This is a genomic window from Methylobacterium indicum (assembly GCF_017347565.1).
Classification (GTDB): Bacteria; Pseudomonadota; Alphaproteobacteria; order Rhizobiales; family Beijerinckiaceae; genus Methylobacterium; species Methylobacterium indicum.
In genome coordinates this window covers 2,198,163-2,212,270 of the sequence record NZ_AP024145.1, presented here as the reverse complement: position 1 = coordinate 2,212,270, position 14,108 = coordinate 2,198,163, and the positions used below count along the sequence as shown (strand labels likewise).

24 protein-coding genes are annotated in these 14,108 nt (G+C 71.9%); 11 read left to right on the top strand and 13 right to left on the bottom strand.

Going from position 1 to position 14,108, the window contains the following annotated elements; all coding sequences use genetic code 11:
• Nucleotide 1: 1 nt before the first annotated feature.
• The 3 genes from miv_RS10335 to miv_RS10325 all read right to left on the bottom strand — a co-directional run bounded on the left by miv_RS10335 (nucleotide 2) and on the right by miv_RS10325 (nucleotide 3,727).
• Nucleotides 2-733, bottom strand: coding sequence for a ParB/Srx family N-terminal domain-containing protein (locus miv_RS10335; RefSeq protein ID WP_207182592.1), 732 nt, complete (start codon nucleotides 731-733; stop codon nucleotides 2-4).
• 512 nt (nucleotides 734-1,245) lie between these two features.
• Nucleotides 1,246-1,677 (bottom strand): hypothetical protein, encoded by a 432-nt coding sequence (locus miv_RS10330; RefSeq protein ID WP_207182590.1) that lies wholly within the window; start codon nucleotides 1,675-1,677, stop codon nucleotides 1,246-1,248.
• A gap of 124 nt (nucleotides 1,678-1,801) precedes the next feature.
• A complete protein-coding gene (locus tag miv_RS10325; RefSeq protein ID WP_207182588.1) occupies nucleotides 1,802-3,727 on the bottom strand; it encodes a hypothetical protein in 1,926 nt (641 codons plus the stop codon).
• 482 nt (nucleotides 3,728-4,209) lie between these two features.
• Between miv_RS10325 and miv_RS10320 the strand changes: the two genes are divergently transcribed.
• The 11 genes from miv_RS10320 to miv_RS10270 all read left to right on the top strand — a co-directional run bounded on the left by miv_RS10320 (nucleotide 4,210) and on the right by miv_RS10270 (nucleotide 9,190).
• Entirely contained in the window at nucleotides 4,210-4,569 is a 360-nt protein-coding gene (locus miv_RS10320) for a hypothetical protein (RefSeq protein ID WP_207182586.1), read from the top strand.
• Nucleotides 4,557-4,703 carry a hypothetical protein gene (locus tag miv_RS10315; protein WP_207182583.1) on the top strand — a complete coding sequence of 49 codons (147 nt, stop codon included), beginning with the start codon at nucleotides 4,557-4,559 and terminating at the stop codon, nucleotides 4,701-4,703. The genes miv_RS10320 and miv_RS10315 overlap by 13 nt, the downstream gene beginning before the upstream one ends.
• Before the next feature lie 141 nt (nucleotides 4,704-4,844).
• Nucleotides 4,845-6,095: an N-acetylmuramidase domain-containing protein gene (locus tag miv_RS10310; RefSeq protein WP_207182581.1), complete on the top strand. Its 1,251-nt coding sequence runs from the start codon at nucleotides 4,845-4,847 to the stop codon at nucleotides 6,093-6,095.
• Nucleotides 6,095-6,418, top strand: coding sequence for a hypothetical protein (locus miv_RS10305; protein ID WP_207182577.1), 324 nt, complete (start codon nucleotides 6,095-6,097; stop codon nucleotides 6,416-6,418). The genes miv_RS10310 and miv_RS10305 overlap by 1 nt, the downstream gene beginning before the upstream one ends.
• On the top strand, nucleotides 6,415-6,612 hold the full coding sequence (locus tag miv_RS10300) for a hypothetical protein (protein WP_207182576.1): 198 nt from the start codon (nucleotides 6,415-6,417) through the stop codon (nucleotides 6,610-6,612). The genes miv_RS10305 and miv_RS10300 overlap by 4 nt, the downstream gene beginning before the upstream one ends.
• Nucleotides 6,609-7,091 (top strand): hypothetical protein, encoded by a 483-nt coding sequence (locus tag miv_RS10295; protein WP_207182574.1) that lies wholly within the window; start codon nucleotides 6,609-6,611, stop codon nucleotides 7,089-7,091. The genes miv_RS10300 and miv_RS10295 overlap by 4 nt, the downstream gene beginning before the upstream one ends.
• A complete protein-coding gene (locus miv_RS10290; protein ID WP_207182572.1) occupies nucleotides 7,088-7,432 on the top strand; it encodes a hypothetical protein in 345 nt (114 codons plus the stop codon). The genes miv_RS10295 and miv_RS10290 overlap by 4 nt, the downstream gene beginning before the upstream one ends.
• Complete coding sequence (locus tag miv_RS10285) at nucleotides 7,429-7,587, top strand: hypothetical protein (RefSeq protein WP_207182565.1); 159 nt, start codon at nucleotides 7,429-7,431, stop codon at nucleotides 7,585-7,587. The genes miv_RS10290 and miv_RS10285 overlap by 4 nt, the downstream gene beginning before the upstream one ends.
• Entirely contained in the window at nucleotides 7,584-7,868 is a 285-nt protein-coding gene (locus miv_RS10280) for a hypothetical protein (protein WP_207182563.1), read from the top strand. The genes miv_RS10285 and miv_RS10280 overlap by 4 nt, the downstream gene beginning before the upstream one ends.
• Before the next feature lies 1 nt (nucleotide 7,869).
• A complete protein-coding gene (locus tag miv_RS10275; RefSeq protein WP_207182561.1) occupies nucleotides 7,870-8,178 on the top strand; it encodes a hypothetical protein in 309 nt (102 codons plus the stop codon).
• A gap of 115 nt (nucleotides 8,179-8,293) precedes the next feature.
• The gene (locus miv_RS10270; protein WP_207182559.1) at nucleotides 8,294-9,190 is read left to right on the top strand and encodes a phage regulatory protein/antirepressor Ant; all 897 of its coding nucleotides are present in this window, start codon (nucleotides 8,294-8,296) and stop codon (nucleotides 9,188-9,190) included.
• Between the two features lie 40 nt (nucleotides 9,191-9,230).
• Here the strand turns inward: miv_RS10270 and miv_RS10265 are convergent, their stop codons facing one another.
• The 10 genes from miv_RS10265 to miv_RS10220 form a co-directional block, all read right to left on the bottom strand.
• Complete coding sequence (locus miv_RS10265; RefSeq protein WP_207182557.1) at nucleotides 9,231-9,398, bottom strand: hypothetical protein; 168 nt, start codon at nucleotides 9,396-9,398, stop codon at nucleotides 9,231-9,233.
• Nucleotides 9,399-9,437: 39 nt separating this feature from the next.
• Nucleotides 9,438-9,848, bottom strand: a complete 411-nt coding sequence (locus miv_RS10260) for a hypothetical protein (protein ID WP_207182556.1) — start codon at nucleotides 9,846-9,848, stop codon at nucleotides 9,438-9,440.
• Nucleotides 9,830-10,171 (bottom strand): hypothetical protein, encoded by a 342-nt coding sequence (locus miv_RS10255; protein WP_207182554.1) that lies wholly within the window; start codon nucleotides 10,169-10,171, stop codon nucleotides 9,830-9,832. Before miv_RS10255 ends, miv_RS10260 begins: the two co-directional genes overlap by 19 nt.
• A complete protein-coding gene (locus tag miv_RS10250; protein WP_207182552.1) occupies nucleotides 10,164-10,394 on the bottom strand; it encodes a hypothetical protein in 231 nt (76 codons plus the stop codon). Before miv_RS10250 ends, miv_RS10255 begins: the two co-directional genes overlap by 8 nt.
• Nucleotides 10,378-10,611 carry a hypothetical protein gene (locus miv_RS10245; protein WP_207182551.1) on the bottom strand — a complete coding sequence of 78 codons (234 nt, stop codon included), beginning with the start codon at nucleotides 10,609-10,611 and terminating at the stop codon, nucleotides 10,378-10,380. Before miv_RS10245 ends, miv_RS10250 begins: the two co-directional genes overlap by 17 nt.
• A 14-nt stretch (nucleotides 10,612-10,625) precedes the next feature.
• Complete coding sequence (locus miv_RS10240; RefSeq protein WP_207182550.1) at nucleotides 10,626-12,245, bottom strand: AAA family ATPase; 1,620 nt, start codon at nucleotides 12,243-12,245, stop codon at nucleotides 10,626-10,628.
• Nucleotides 12,246-12,334: 89 nt separating this feature from the next.
• On the bottom strand, nucleotides 12,335-12,847 hold the full coding sequence (locus miv_RS10235) for a hypothetical protein (RefSeq protein ID WP_207182548.1): 513 nt from the start codon (nucleotides 12,845-12,847) through the stop codon (nucleotides 12,335-12,337).
• A gap of 57 nt (nucleotides 12,848-12,904) precedes the next feature.
• The gene (locus tag miv_RS10230; RefSeq protein WP_207182545.1) at nucleotides 12,905-13,504 is read right to left on the bottom strand and encodes a hypothetical protein; all 600 of its coding nucleotides are present in this window, start codon (nucleotides 13,502-13,504) and stop codon (nucleotides 12,905-12,907) included.
• An 84-nt stretch (nucleotides 13,505-13,588) separates the two neighbouring features.
• A complete protein-coding gene (locus tag miv_RS10225) occupies nucleotides 13,589-13,882 on the bottom strand; it encodes a hypothetical protein (protein WP_207182544.1) in 294 nt (97 codons plus the stop codon).
• An 11-nt stretch (nucleotides 13,883-13,893) separates the two neighbouring features.
• Nucleotides 13,894-14,097 (bottom strand): hypothetical protein, encoded by a 204-nt coding sequence (locus miv_RS10220; protein WP_207182542.1) that lies wholly within the window; start codon nucleotides 14,095-14,097, stop codon nucleotides 13,894-13,896.
• Nucleotides 14,098-14,108: the final 11 nt, after the last annotated feature.

The window sequence follows — 14,108 nt, the reverse complement described above, 5'->3', positions numbered from 1 at the left end:
GTCACCCGGCCTTAGTGCGGGCCCGCTGCGACTTCGTCGCCGGCCGGGTGAACTCGATGCCGCGCGCCGCGGCGGCCGCCTTGAACGCCATGCCGGAGGACGCGAGCGTCGCCTCCTCCTTGGTCTCGCGCTCCCACATGCGGACGATGAGGTCGGCGTCTCGGGCGGCCTCGCCCCCGCCGACGGTCAGGCGGTGGTTGCCGAGGCACCAGGTCTCGCCCTGCTGGCAAACCGCGGGCTCGTCCTCCATCTCGACCTGCCGCGGCCCCTCGGGCTCGGGTACCGGCTCCAGGAGCTTGTCGAGCCCGGCGAGGTCGGCGGCCGAGAACCCGATGACGCCGATGTCGAGGTCGAGCTCGCCGACGTCGGCGAGGGCGCGGAGGTCCGCGATCTCGCGCGCGACCATCGCCTCGTCCCAGGTGGCGTTGAGGGCGATCTTGTTGTCGGCGAGGATGAGGGCGCGCTTCTCGGCGTGGGACAGGCCGGTGACGCGGAGGCAAGGCACCTCCTTCAGGCCGAGCCGGGTGGTCGCGGCCTCGACCCGGCCGTGCCCGGCGAGGATCATGTCGGCCTCGTCGACGAGGACCGGGTTGGTCCAGCCGAAGGTGCGAACCGCACCGGCGATCTGGTCGAGTTGCTGGGCGCTGTGCTGGCGTGCGTTGCGCTCGTAGGGGCGCAAGTTCGCAGTCGGGCGGAGTGCGAACTCCATGTGGAAGAGGGCGTTAGCCGTCATCGGTGCGAACCTGCGAACCTGGTGCGAACCCCGATTTCAGGCCTGGGATCAGCCGAGGCCCGGAATCGCGAAACCTGCCGCTCAGGCCCCCCGCCCGGAAGGACCCGTGACCCCACCCCCCGGCGGTCCCCGGGCACCCACGCGTCCGCGTCCACCTCGTCGGCGGCCACCGTGCGCCCGGTCATCTCGGACAGGGGACGGGATGCGGTCGGCGCCATGGTCGCGAGGCGACGGGCCAGCAGGGCCGCAGGGTCGCCCTGACCCTCGAAGCCGACGTAGCGGGCGCGGCCATCACGGACGGCCTGAGCGACGTCGGCGGGGACGGTGCGGGCCCTCAGGTCCGACGGGCGGACGATGACGGGGATGGAGCGGTAGCCGGCCATGGGATGCGACCTGAAAAGGGAGAGGCCGCCCCCGCATGAGGACGGCCTCCCAGGCAGGAAGGACGGCCTCAGCGTCGAGCCCGCCCGTGCATCCGCCAACACATGCCCCGGCCGGGCGCCCGTCCCCGGCTACGGCTTGGCGGCCGGGGGCTGGGCGGGCCTCAGGAGCTTCATCGTCAGGGCCTTGCTGGCCAGCTTCCGGTCCCAGCCGCAGAGTTCCACGAGGTAGCGCATGGCCTCGCCGAACACGGGCTCGACCCTCACGGCGATGCCGCTGAACTCCTCGCCGTCCTTCATGCGCTCGTAGACCCGACGCGCCCTCATGATGGACCGCAGACCTTGCACGATGGCGGCGTCGAGCTCGTGCAAGCGCTTGGCCTTGGCTCGGGCACGCTGGGCGCGCTTCCTCGCGTTCTCCTGGCTCTGGGTCAGGCGCGTCGCCGGGGACAGGGGCATGCCCGCCCCCTCGTCCTCGGCGACGTAGGGGCCGGGCTCGAACCCGGCCAAGGTGTCAGCGAAAGCGGCGGCCCAGCGGGCCCTATCGGCGATGGCGTCGGTCATGGCGACAGGATGCCGGGACGGGACGCAAGGGACCAGAACGCAGAACCCCCGCCGGCGCGAACGCAGCAGCGGGGGTTCGAGGCGTGGTGCGCCTACCGGGTCACCGGATGCCGCCAGTGTAGGGCTATGCCCCGCGAGGGACAATGCCGGAGGGCAGGCCGGGCGCGACTTTCGGAGGGGGCGCGGCGGGACGGGCGTAGGGGTCGTGCCCCTGCGCGATCAGGTCCTCCGCCATGGGCCTGAGCATGACGGGCGCGCCGCGGACCTCGGAACCGTCGACGTCCCAGATGCGGTGGGGGTGCGGGTCGGGGATGGTGACGACGACTGGACGAGAAGCGGTCATGTCGAGCCTCATGGCGCAGGGGCGGTCAGGGACGGCAAGAGAACGGGTGAACGGGTCTGGGAAGGGCGGCGAGGTTGAGGGCGCTGTACGGCGCTCCCAGGACGAACGGTGGAGATCAGGTGCGGAGACTGACGAGGACGGTCCGGGAGGGACGTCCTGAGGGGACCAGGCAGCGGCAAGGACGGCAGGTGCGAGGGACGGGGTAGAGACACGAGGGAGCGCGGTAGAGCCCTCGTACGAGCCCGGCAGGACCGCTCCAGGGCCTTCTATTAGGGGCGCGGGTACGAGGACCGGACGGGAGACCGCGAGGGCCGCCGGAGGGCCTTCTACAACGGGCGCGGGTACGAGGACCGGCGGGGAGGCAGGGGGGACGGACGACCCCTCTCCGGCAGGGGCGGCGACCTCCACCGAGGGACGGGAAAGGGACGGGTCCACGAGGGGGGCGTTATGAAGGAACGGGAGAGCCGAACTCACTGAAGTCTTTGGGGAAATCGTGACACGGGTTTTGTCCAGCACCTCGCCCATGATGGCGCGGACCTGCCCGGCCTTGCCGCCCGGGGCCATGAAGCTGTCGTGGACCGGGAGGGCGGGGATGTCGGCCTTGCGGCAGGCCTTCAGCACGTCCAACGCCATCCGGCTGTCTATAGCCATGAGCCGCACCCCGGCGTCGCTCCCGAGGAACTCGCGGATGGGTTCGTTGCGCTTAGCCACCTCATCGACGAGCTTCCGGGTATAGGTCCAGCTCTCGGTCCAGTCCGGCTTGGCCATGAGCGCGTCGACAGCCCCCTTGAGCCCGCCGTCGGCGTTGACGCCGATGTTGAGGGCCCACTTGCCGTGCTGCCGAGGGAAGCCCCAGACGTCGTAGGGGTCGAAATCGAGCCGGATGCCCTTCATGGCGTAGAGCAGCGTCGGGTGGAGGCTGGCGAAATCCTCCTCGATGAGCACCTCGCCATTCAGCAAGAGCTCACCGCGGCGGTCCTTGGGTAGGCCCTGCCACCATCCATAGAGGCGCCCGTGCCGGTCGAGGCGCCCCCGACCGAAGATGCGGACGACCTGCGGGACGGGCGTCGGGACCGTGCAGGCCCAAGTCTCGGAGCCGTCCTTGCGCACCTTACGCCCGTGCAGGTGATAAGCGGTGCGCTTCCAGTTTGCCGGGTCAGCCCCGGGGTCCACCTCGACGTCGAATCCCGCGAACCAGGTGTTCAGGTCCTCGACCTCGCGGGTGGCGCGCGCCCCGCGCTCCGTCCGGGGGAAGGCGATCCGATTGCCGGCCTCGTCCTTCATGATGACGGGCGGGCGCTTGACCGGGTCGAGGCGCAGGCCGCCGAGGCGGTTGACGAGCGCAGGCCACGCTCGGAAGGCGCTCTGCACGCGCTCCGCCTCGTTGGAGAGAAGGTGGGCACCGGGCATCTGCACGAAGCTCTCGACGAGCCCCGCCCTGGCCAGTCCCTCGACCGCGTTGATGACGCGCTTCATGGTCACCGGGGTGCCCTCGTAGCGGCCGGCGGCCCACCAGTCGTGCGACCGGGAATAGCTGATCCAGCGCCCCTCGCCGTCGTGCTCGATGGCGGCGGCCGCGATGACGGCGGCCTGGACGGCGCGGTCCGCCTTGGTCCGACCCGGCTCCAGGCCGAGGGCCTCGATGGCCGCCTCGGGGGCGGCGTAGCGGAACGAGAATGGGGCGTCGGCGCCCCTCTGAAGCTGCATGGAGATGTACCCGGCTGACCCGATCTCGCGGCTCGTCGAGGCACCACACCCGACGCGCGAACACCGCTAAGGTCCGCGCGTCGCTGGCTTTTTTGAAGCCCCCCTCCAGGGGCGGCGCGGGGCCTCAAGTGCCCTGAATCCGACGAGGGGCAGGCCACTGGCGGGCCGGTCGAAACGGAGCAGCGGGCCTCGCCGGCTGGGGTTCAGACTGGCAGGGAGAGTGATTTCCCAAGCGCCCCCGCCAAAACGGCCAGCGGGCTTCCCTGGGCCTCGAAATTTATTTTCGGGGGGTGCCGGGTCGGGGCAAGGACCGGATGGCCAGTCCTCGGAACAGGCCCACGACTCAACCGGAAGCCGGGGCGGCTGGCACAGTCACGCTCCCGCGTCAACCCGCGCCGCTTGAATTTCGCCACCTTCCAGGCACCCTGGGGTCACGCCGGCGCAGATCGGCGATTCGTGTTCCGCCGGCGGGGCTTACGCGCATGTACCAGGAAGACACCAGCGGCCAGGGCCGTTCGCACGACGCTTTCGACGACCTCCCCGACGCCGGGGTCGAACGCCGGCCGGACAACCGGCCCATCCTCCTGCCGCACGTCACCTCGCATAACACCGAGGAGTACAAGAGCGACCGCGGCGACATCCTCGACCTGGTGCGCGCCCGCATCAAGGAACGGGGCCTGAAGCCCATGGACCTGCGCCGGGCCGGCATCTCGAACTGGAACGCGCAGAAGCACTGGCGCCTGCAGGAAGGGTCCTACGACGACATCTCCCCGCGCGTCATGTACCAGCTCTGCACCGCGGTGCGGCTGCGGCGGACCAAGCAGCTTCCGTGGTCGCTGTGACCGGCGCCTCCCCCGAGACCGAGGAGGCGCTGGCGAGCTCGACGCGCCTCGTCATGATGCTCGCCCGCATCCTGGGGGAATCCCTGCACGCCATCGACGAGGTCCTGGAGCGCGAGGCCGGTACCGCGCACTGACGCGGCCGGCATGTGTTGGCGGATGCACGCGGCAGCGGTCCCCTCAACGTAGCCGCCCCCGGCGCCCGGTGACGCCCCGACACGTCCCCCCGCTGGCTGACGTCCCCCGAACCCGGGGGCGGTCCCAGCCAAGGGGACGTCATGAATCTCGCCAACACCATCATCGCGGCCATCCTGGCCGCCGCGCCCGCGCAGGGCGTCGAGCCGGCCGGGTTGCTCGCCGTCGTCCAGACCGAGACCGGCGGCCGCCCTTTCGAGACCGCGGACCTCGACCCGTCCGACGGCATCGAGCCGTGCATGCTCTACGAGCGCCACGTCGCCTACCGCCTGTTCAAGGCCAAGGGCGCGGCCGCGCTGAAGGAGGCCAAGCGCCAGGGACTCGTGGTGCCGAAGTGGCAGGGCCCCGGCAGCCCGCAGTATGCCGACCAGAAGACCTCGGCCGGCCGGCTCGCGCTGATCGCCCGCGCCGCGGCGCTCGACCCCGAGATCGCCTACGCCTCGTGCAGCATCGGCCTGTTCCAGGTCATGGGCGGCAACCACGCCGCGGCCGGCTTCGGCTCCGCCAAGGAGATGCACGACGTCCTGACCCGCGGCGGCATCGAGGCCCACATCGCCTGCGGCATCGCCTTCATGCGGTCGAAGGGCCTGCTCAAGCACCTCGCGGCGCGGGACTGGGCGGCCTTCGCGAAGGGGTACAACGGCACCGCCTACAAGAAGAACGCCTACGACCGGAAGCTGGCCGACGCCTACGCCTACTGGTCCACCAAGCTCCGGGCGAAGCCGGCCGGACCCAAAGCCAACGTCGCCGGCGACGTCAGCACCCTGAAGCTCGGCGACCGCGGGCCCCGCGTCCGCGCCCTGCAGGAGAGCCTCGCGGCCTTCGGCGTGGCGGTGAAGGCGGATGCCGTCTATGGGCCCGCCACCCGCCGGGCGGTCGCCGCGGCGCAGGTCGAGCTCGGGCAGGCCGGCGACGGCGTCGCGTCCCCTACCTTCGTGGCCGCGCTGGAATCGGCGCCCGCCCTCGCCAAGGGCGCTCGCGAGGTCGCGACCAAGGCCGAGGTCAAGCAGGTCTCGTTCGCCGCCCGGCTGGGCGACCGCATCCGGAAGGGCGGGCTCGCCGGCCTCGGCGCCGTCGGCACCTACCAGGCGTCGCTCGCCTCGTTCCAGTCGACCGCCGACACGGTGAAGGGCGGCGTCGACCAGGTCCGGGCCGCCCGGGACACCGTCACCGGCATCGTCGGCGAGACCGTCGCTTCCGCGGCGACGTCCTGGCTCCTCGACCATTGGCAGGCCATCGCGCTCGCTGGGGGATGCGCCACCGCGGTCGTCGTCGGGGGCACGCTCCTCAAGAGCGCGGTCTGCGCCTACCGCGAGGGGAGGCTCGTCGCCTGATGTCGGCCTGGCTCCTCTTCTCCGCCGGCGTCCCGGCCGCGGTCCTCGTGGCCCTCATCTTCACCCCGTGGGGGCCGGCGCTGCTGACCCTCCTCGCCCGGAGCAAGGCCGCCCGCGCCGTCGGCGTCGCCCTGGCGGTCGCGTGGGCCCTGTTCGTCGCCGCGACCCGCCTCAAGCGCGCCGGCCGGGCCGAGGCCCTCGCCGAGGTCGCCCGGGCCAACGCCGCGGCGCGCGCCGACCGCGAGCGGATCGAGCGTCAGGTCGGGCGGCTATCCGACGCCGATCTCGACCGCGAGCTCGCCAGGTGGGAGGCCAAGCCTTGAAGACCGTCATCATCCTGGTGGCCGCGCTGGCCGCCCTATCGGTCGGGGGCTGCGCCAGCCCCGGCGACTTCTGCACGGTGGCACAGCCCCGACGCGCGACCGCGGCTCAGCGCCAGGTCATGACGCGCGAGCAGAAGGAGCAGGACCTCACCTTCAACCGCTACGGCGCCGAGCACTGCGGGTGGCGGCCATGAGGACGATCCGCGTCATCCCGACCGTCTACACCCCGGCCCGCGACCTCGAATGGTGCGCGGCCGCCATGGCGTTCGCCTTCGGGCTGGTGCTCGCCCTGCCGGGCAACACCTTCTCGACCGGGGCGCACTGGCTCCGTTTTGCCGCCATCATGCCCGAGGGCGGATGGGCGTTCATGATGGTGTCGCTCGCCCTGGTGCGGATGGCGGCGCTGACCATCAACGGCCGCTGGCGCAGGACGCCGTTGCTGCGCGCGATCTGCGCCGTCCTCGGCGCCGCGGTCTGGGGCTACGTCGCGCTCCTCATGTACGCGCCCTTCGCCGGCGGCATCCAGACCGGCGTCGGCGTCTACACCGTCGCCGCGCTCGCCGACATCTGGTCCGCCTACCGCTCGGGCCGTGACATCCCCGTTGCCGCACGCGTCCATGCCTGGATGCGAGACAACCCGCCCGCACCGCTTCCGAGGGGTTTCGTGCCGTGAACGCCATCATCGCCGGCGTCGTCGAGGCGCTCACCCCCTGGAAGGAAGTCATCGGCTCCGCGTTCGCCGCGCTCGCCGCCGTCGGCGCGCTTGTGAGCGGCGTCCTGAAGCAACGCGGCCGGACCGACACGACCTTCGCCCCGCCGGTTCCGGCGCCGGCCGGCACGGTGCGGCTGCATGCCGACGACCGGGAATCTCTCACCGACTTCCGGTCGACCCTCGGCGACCTGCGCGAGGCCGTCGAGGACCTCACGCGGGTGACGAGGCAGAACACGAAGGCCACCGAGGACCACCAGGAGGCCATCGAGCGCATGCCGCGCGGCGGCGGGGGGCGTCGGTGAGCCTGCCCCCGCTCAGCCTCCGGGAGCAGATCGAGCTCCTCCGGCGCGGCCGGTCGGAGGATGAGCGGGCCCGGTCTGATGCCGCCATCGCCCAGGTGCTCGCCAGGGTCACGGCCCGCCTCATGGCGGAATCCTACGGGAAGCCGAACCGGTGAGCGCCTTCCACGTCACGCCCCGGCCGGCGGTCGTGGCGGAGATCTGGGACACCTGCGGCGGGCATGCCGCCTTCGAGAGGTGGGGCTGGCTTCACCCCCACTTCATCAACGACCTCGCCCGCAAGGGCCGCGGCGGCCGCGGTCCCGTCCGGGGCGACCTCCACCATCTCGGCGCCTATCGCGAACGCCTCCTCGACCGGGGCTGGGACGGCGCCCCTCCCATCGGGCCCGCCGCCGCGGCCGCGCTCGGAATCCCCCTCTCGCACCTTCAGGGACCGTGACGTGCCCCAGGCCGCACCCCGCTTCTCCGACGCCGATCTTGCCGCCGCCGTCGACGCCGGCGAGGACCTCGACGCCTTCGCCGCGCGCCATGGGCAGACAAGCGGTTGGGTTCGCGCCCGTCTACGGAAGCTGCGCATCGCGCGGGGCGAGGCCGTCAAGGAGAGCGGGGATTTCCCGTGGGAGGAGAAGCTGAGATTTCAGCCCACCCGCCAGGCGGTCGAGCGGCTCTACTTGACGCACGGGCGCGAGGCGGTCGAGGAGCGATGGGGCCGGGGCATCAGCCGGATGAGGGGGCTCAAGCTGGCCTGAGGCACGGAGACCAGGCGAACGAAATGCGAATCGCTAGAATCGCAGTTAACGCGCCGCCGGCGCGCGGCCCCCGGAGGTGGTGGAACACCTCGACGGGGGCCTGACCCGAACACGGATGGACCCCGTGAATCAGGCTGCTCTCCTTTCTACCACGACCACCCTTCCCGCCGTCACCCTGGCCGGCGACAAGGCTGTGGCCGACACCCGCGACATCGCCGCCTACTTCAAGCGGACCCACAAGGCCGTCCTCGTGGCGGTGCGCACCGCCCTGGCTCGCAGCCCCGAGATGCTTGGGCACAAAATTGTGCCGATGTTCGACGAGGTCGGGACGGGCAACGGCGCATCCCGGGAGGTCATGGCCTACCGGCTCGACCGCGACGCCTTCAGCCTCATCGTCATGGGCTTCACCGGCGAGAAGGCCTTCCAGTGGAAGCTCGCCTACATCGACGCCTTCAACGCCATGGAGGCCGAGCTCCGGCGCCGGCAGTCCCCGGCCGTCGACCTCAACGACCCCGCCAGCCTCCGGACCCTGCTGCTCGGCTACTCGGAGCAGCTCATCGCCGCCCGGGCCGAGGTCGCCGAGACCAAGCAGGCGCTGGTGGTGACCGAGAAGCGCGCGGCGTTCGCCGAGGCGGTCATCGAGGAAGTCCGCCCCAAGATCGAGGCCTACGAGGCGTTCCTCGACGCGGACGGGCTCTGCACACTGTCGACCGCGGCCCGGGCCATCGACGCGCCCCAGAAGCTGTTCTTCGCCTGGCTCCGCGAGAAGGGATACCTGTTCGACGCCGACGGGTTCGCTCAGCCCCGCGCCGACCTGCGCAAGGCGGGGTACATGAAGATCCGCTGGCACGACGTGACGCCGACGAGGCGGGAGTGGCGGACCTACGCGACGAAGCCGGGCCTCGAATGGCTCCGGCAGCGCTGGTACGTCGGCCCCGGGCAGGCCCTCCGGCTCCAGGCGGCGGTCGCGAACCGCCAGGGCGAACTGCCGGGATTCGAGCGCACGAAATAAGTAGCCAAGTCGGCTTGGCTACCTGGAAGGCCCGGTTTCCCTAGAGGGGACCGGGCCTTCCCATGCGAGCCGCCGGAACCGTGACGAGCGGCTCGCCGGCATGCGCGGTGGTGACGCCGGCGGGCGCCGGGCGGGCCGCGGCGACGCCGGCGACCGCCAGGCCGAGGGCGCATAGCGCGAGCGCGGCGGCGAGCTCGCGGTCGATCATGGGGCCGGCCTCCGGACGGGACGGCCCAGCTTGCCCCGGTCAGTCGCCAGACGAAAGGTCGCCCGGTCCGGAGGCGCACCGCTTGTCCGTGAACTGGCTCCGCTTAGCCTCGGTCCTCTCGTCGATGAGGAAGCTGCCGCCGGGCCGGGGGGAATCCCAGCCCCCTCCGATGGCGATCATGCGCCCGCGGCCGGCCTCGCCGCGGGCGGTGAGCACTGTCGTCTCGCGTCCCGTGCGCGTGTCGACGAGGCCGCACGTCACGGTCACGCGCCAGCCCTGCGCCTGCCCGGGGACCGCGTCGACCCGGCTGAACCGCTGCCGACCGGGCCCCGCCGGAACGCGCACGTCGTAGAGCCACCGGTCCGTCGGTGTCGGGAAACGGTCGGGCTCCACGGCGGCGGCCGGGGCCGCGGCGAGCACCAGGACAAGGGTCAAAGCACGGCCCAGCATGTGGCATCCTCCAGGAAGTGAACGAGGCTGGCTCGGAGGACGACGGTGCCGTCCGGGGTGGTGAAGTTGGGACCCGCGTAGGGGTCGAAGCGAACCCGCACGGCAGACGGGTACCGGGGCGCCTCGCAGGGCGTCCCCCGGGCATAGGCACAGACCGCGCGCTGGCGCAGGCGCTGCACGCGGGCGACGGCGGCGGCATGGACCACGAAGGTCACGTCCATGAGGGCGATGGCGCGCACGTGCCGGCTGACGCGGCCGCCCTCGCGGACGGACCACGCCCGAGGGCGGATGCGCCTGTTCCAGTAGACGTCGACCTCACTCATGCGGCGGCTCCGGAAGCGGGGCGAAGGAAGTCGCGACGCCCTCGGCCTCCCGCGCGACCTGGCGAGCCTCCGCGGGCGTCAGGCGCCCGGCCTCGACGAGGCGACCGGCCCGCAGGACCCGGGCGCGCATGCCGCGCCCGACAAGGCTGCAGATGCGGCCGGCTTCCCACATGGCCTGGATGCGGTCGGCGACCGCGGCGAGGTCGTCACGAACGGGGGGCATGGCGGTCCTCCGGAATCTCGGGCAGCGACAGGGCCAGCGACAGCGCGCGGTTCGCGGCGACGAGCGCCTCGGGACCGGAGAGGATGCGCGCGTCGGCCAGCCGGATGACGTTCTGCATGTAGCCGTCGACGCCGTTGGCGACGTCGGCATGGATGCGGCCCGACGCACGGTGGGCCCGGAGGGCGGAGAGGAGGTAGTCGAGGACGGGAGCGTGCATGGTCGGCCTCCCCATCACATGCGGGTCGCGAGGGCGTCGCGCGCGGCGACAATGCCCTCGACGAGCTGACGCAGGGTCCGCACGCTGCCGTCCCGCCAATGGGCGGCCAGGACGGCCTCTTCCTCCGGATCAGGCCCGGGAAGCCACGCGTCGTCGAGGCTGCGCTCGGCACGAATGTCGGCGAAGACCGAGCGCGTCAGGGCCGGGAGCGAGGCCAGCGTCCTCGGCCCCATCTCCAGCACGCGGAACCGCGAGAGCAAGGCGGGGTCGAGGCCCGCGCGGCTGTTCGCCGTCGCGATGTAGCTGACCGCCGACAGGTCGACCGGGCATTCCAGGTAGGGATCCTGGTACGCCCGCGCGGTCTCTCCTTCGGTCAGTGCCAAAATTCCGTCGGTGAGCAGGCCATTGTCGCGGCGCGTCCCGGCGCGGGAGAGCTCGTCGAGGACGACGAGGACCGAGGCCGCATCCGCGCGCCGGATGGCCTGCAAGGGCACGCAAGCCCGGCCTGTCGACCACTGGCGCGACGTGCCGATGAAGCTCGAATCCGAGACGCCCGCGCAGCCGTAGACCGTCACGGCCAGCCCGAGCACCTCGCCGAGCCGACGGGCAAAACGGCTCTTGCCGGTGCCGGGCGGCCCGAGCAGAAGCGTCGGCGGGATGGCGACGTACGCCCGCCCGGCCAGCGGCGCGAGGATGGCGTCGATGACCGCCGTGTCGTCCGGGAACTCTGCGGCGAGCGTGGCGCGCGCCGCGGCGAGGTCCGGGACGGTGACGAGGCGGAGCCGCCGGCCGGCAATGGGCGCCCACTCCGCCCGCGGCGTCGCTCCGACGGAACCGCCGGGCTTGCCCTCGCCCGCCTTCGCCAGCCCGGGCAGGTGGTCGACGCCGGCCAAAACCATCAGGCTCGGCCCGCTCTCCACGGCCGTCTTGGCCGCCTTCTCCGCGGCGGCCTTCTCCCGGGCCGCGGTCGCCCACGCGGGCGACGGCGCCGGCGCGCCCACGTAGGCGTCTTCGAGAAGCCGGGCGCCACGAGCGAGCGCGGTCTGAAGGCTGCCGAGAGCCCCGCGGCCGGGCCTCCAGTCCAGCGCGACGTGCACGTCCTCCGCCAGGCCGATGCTCGCCCGGACGTAGCGCCAGCCATCGGGCCCGCCGAGGAGCTCCGGCATCAGGCCGCGGACATACTCGCGGGCCGGGACGTAACCGGCCTCCCAGAGGCACAAGGCCAGCACCCCGGCGACGAGGCGCATGTGCTCGTCGGCATCCTGCTGCTCGTCCGTGAAGTCGAAGCTGAAGTCGGCGCGGAAGCCGCCCTCGCGCAGCCACACGAGCGTCTGATCGAACGCGGCCGCGAACTGCACGGCAAGCGTCTGCTCGGCCTCCCGGCGGTCACGCTTCACTTCGTGCGCGTAGCCGTCAAAGGCGAGCTTGAGGCTGCGATAGATGCCGACGACGCGGACGTCCTCGCCGGCCCCGGCGGCGGTCCGGAGCGAGGGAATCGACCGACCGTAGCGAGCCGTCAGCAGCAGGGCGGCGGGCGCGAAGGGGAAGGCGCCGCGGCGGGGAGGCTCGGCCTGACCCGAGAGGTAGCGTTCGAGCGCGCAGCAACGCGCGCCCTCGTCGAGGGGTGCGGTCATCTCTGGTGTTCCCTTCCGGGGTATCCAGCGCGCCGCTGAAAAACGGAGCGCACGTGCCTCGACCATAAGGCCGAGGCGTTAAGGGTTCGTTACTTGATCTTGCTGCTGGGGTGGGGAGCGATCTTTCCGCGCTCACTGCTGACGTAGCGGATCATGTCGATGCCGTCTTCGAGGATCTGCGTCGCGAGCCTCTGCATGGAATCCCTCTCGCGCGCCTCGTCCCGGCCGGCGGAATCCCGCAAGCCGACCAGGGACAGCAGGATGAAACCCAGGCTGCGGGGATGTCGGTGAGCGGCGGCCTTGCCGACCAGGGCCAGAACCCAGGGAGCGAGGCCGTAGCGCATGATGCGGTCGTGCGTGACCGTGCGGCGATTGATGCCGGTCACCCTCGACAGGTCACCGTTCCACTCGCCGCCGAAGACCCGGGTCGCCGCGGCGTCCATGGCGTCGGCGAGGGGCTCGGCGATCTCGGCGTGCGTCGTCGGCTCCGTCCCGATGTACGGCGTCCGCTCGACGTACGACAGCGGGAGGCCGTCGGCGGTCCCGACGCAAAGGGCGCCGGGGACGGGGGAATCGATGCCGGGGCGGAGCTCGATGCGCACGGGGTCAGGTCCTCGTCTAGGGGGGCGGGACCCGTAGGCCCCGGCAGGGTAGCCGGCTTAGACGTCGGTGCCGATGGTGCCGATCTCGCGCCGCACTTCGAGGAAGTGCTCGTTGTCGAACTGCGGGATCGCGCCGCTCGGCCGACGCACAGCGCCGACGACGATGAGCGCCTCGACGTGCTCGCGGTAGGCGCTGTCCGTCAGGCTGCGGAGATGCCCGGCATGGCGGGAAACAGTAACCCATTCAGAGCCATTCCCGGCAGGTTCGATGAAGTACGTGGCCCTGTCGCGGAGGAGTCCCAGGATCTTGAGGGTCTTCGCGGGCAGGTCTGCTTCCCGCGTCGTGGCCGTGGCAATCGGCGTCGAGCTTCGCCAGACGCGGCCGAAGTCCTCGCCGAGCGGCCGGTAGAGGCCCCTGTGCGTCAGCTCCTCGACGCACTCGCCGTACAGGCCCTTTGAGATCCCTGACGGTGGGCGCCCGAGCATGACCTCCGCCCAGCGGTAGCCGTCCTGATCACCGTCCTCGGGCCACGAATCGGCGGTGCGACGGAGCGCAGCGAGGACGCGGACCGCCTCGGACGAAAGGCGGGCCTCGGCGGCGAGACGCTCGGCGGGAGAAAGGCCGAGGTCGACCTGGAGGGGGGTGGATGCTGTCATGTGTCTAGTGTCCTCTCGGGGTCCAGCGACCCGATGAAGACCGGGTTCGCGTTATCTCGGGACCGGTGCCGTAGCCCCGGGGTCTCAGAGTCCGAGGCGCTCCCGCATCTCGGCGACGGTCTCGTCCCGGTGCGAGAGGAACCGCTCGACGCCCCTGTAGGCGGTGTCGAGAGCGGCCCGGGCTGTCCGCTCCCTCTCGGCGCAGTCGCTCCGAAAGGCATGGGCCGCCTGGGCGTCGGGGCTGTTGTCCCCGGTCGGGATCTCGCTGCACCGCTCGATGGCCATTTCGAGCTCGTCGTCGGCCGTGTCGTGGGCTGCGCGAGCGGCGTCGTAGGCGGCGAGAGCGGCGGTGGGGGTGGCTACCTTGCGCTTGGTCATGACGCCCTCTCTCAGGCGGCTTCGGACTGGAGGGAGCGGAGCTCGGCGCGCAGGTCCTCGCGCTCGTCCCAGAATCCTTCCATGCGGGCGACGGCGTCGAGGTTGCCGCGCGTATCCCCGGAATCGAAGCGGGCCTGGGCGATGCCCGTCCAGAAGTCGACGTCCCACGTGAGGCCTTCGATGCGGGCCTGCAGGGCGGCGGTGGCGGTGGTCATGGCGCCCTCCC

Bases quoted from the DNA above. Each gene is read 5' to 3' on its own strand.
- miv_RS10335 (WP_207182592.1), bottom strand. From the start codon at position 733: ATGACGGCTAACGCCCTCTTCCACATGGAGTTCGCACTCCGCCCGACT.
- miv_RS10330 (WP_207182590.1), bottom strand. From the start codon at position 1,677: ATGACCGACGCCATCGCCGATAGGGCCCGCTGGGCCGCCGCTTTCGCT.
- miv_RS10325 (WP_207182588.1), bottom strand. From the start codon at position 3,727: ATGCAGCTTCAGAGGGGCGCCGACGCCCCATTCTCGTTCCGCTACGCC.
- miv_RS10320 (WP_207182586.1), top strand. From the start codon at position 4,210: ATGTACCAGGAAGACACCAGCGGCCAGGGCCGTTCGCACGACGCTTTC.
- miv_RS10310 (WP_207182581.1), top strand. From the start codon at position 4,845: ATGAATCTCGCCAACACCATCATCGCGGCCATCCTGGCCGCCGCGCCC.
- miv_RS10305 (WP_207182577.1), top strand. From the start codon at position 6,095: ATGTCGGCCTGGCTCCTCTTCTCCGCCGGCGTCCCGGCCGCGGTCCTC.
- miv_RS10295 (WP_207182574.1), top strand. From the start codon at position 6,609: ATGAGGACGATCCGCGTCATCCCGACCGTCTACACCCCGGCCCGCGAC.
- miv_RS10270 (WP_207182559.1), top strand. From the start codon at position 8,294: ATGGACCCCGTGAATCAGGCTGCTCTCCTTTCTACCACGACCACCCTT.
- miv_RS10265 (WP_207182557.1), bottom strand. From the start codon at position 9,398: ATGATCGACCGCGAGCTCGCCGCCGCGCTCGCGCTATGCGCCCTCGGC.
- miv_RS10260 (WP_207182556.1), bottom strand. From the start codon at position 9,848: ATGCTGGGCCGTGCTTTGACCCTTGTCCTGGTGCTCGCCGCGGCCCCG.
- miv_RS10255 (WP_207182554.1), bottom strand. From the start codon at position 10,171: ATGAGTGAGGTCGACGTCTACTGGAACAGGCGCATCCGCCCTCGGGCG.
- miv_RS10250 (WP_207182552.1), bottom strand. From the start codon at position 10,394: ATGCCCCCCGTTCGTGACGACCTCGCCGCGGTCGCCGACCGCATCCAG.
- miv_RS10245 (WP_207182551.1), bottom strand. From the start codon at position 10,611: ATGCACGCTCCCGTCCTCGACTACCTCCTCTCCGCCCTCCGGGCCCAC.
- miv_RS10240 (WP_207182550.1), bottom strand. From the start codon at position 12,245: ATGACCGCACCCCTCGACGAGGGCGCGCGTTGCTGCGCGCTCGAACGC.
- miv_RS10230 (WP_207182545.1), bottom strand. From the start codon at position 13,504: ATGACAGCATCCACCCCCCTCCAGGTCGACCTCGGCCTTTCTCCCGCC.
- miv_RS10225 (WP_207182544.1), bottom strand. From the start codon at position 13,882: ATGACCAAGCGCAAGGTAGCCACCCCCACCGCCGCTCTCGCCGCCTAC.
- miv_RS10220 (WP_207182542.1), bottom strand. From the start codon at position 14,097: ATGACCACCGCCACCGCCGCCCTGCAGGCCCGCATCGAAGGCCTCACG.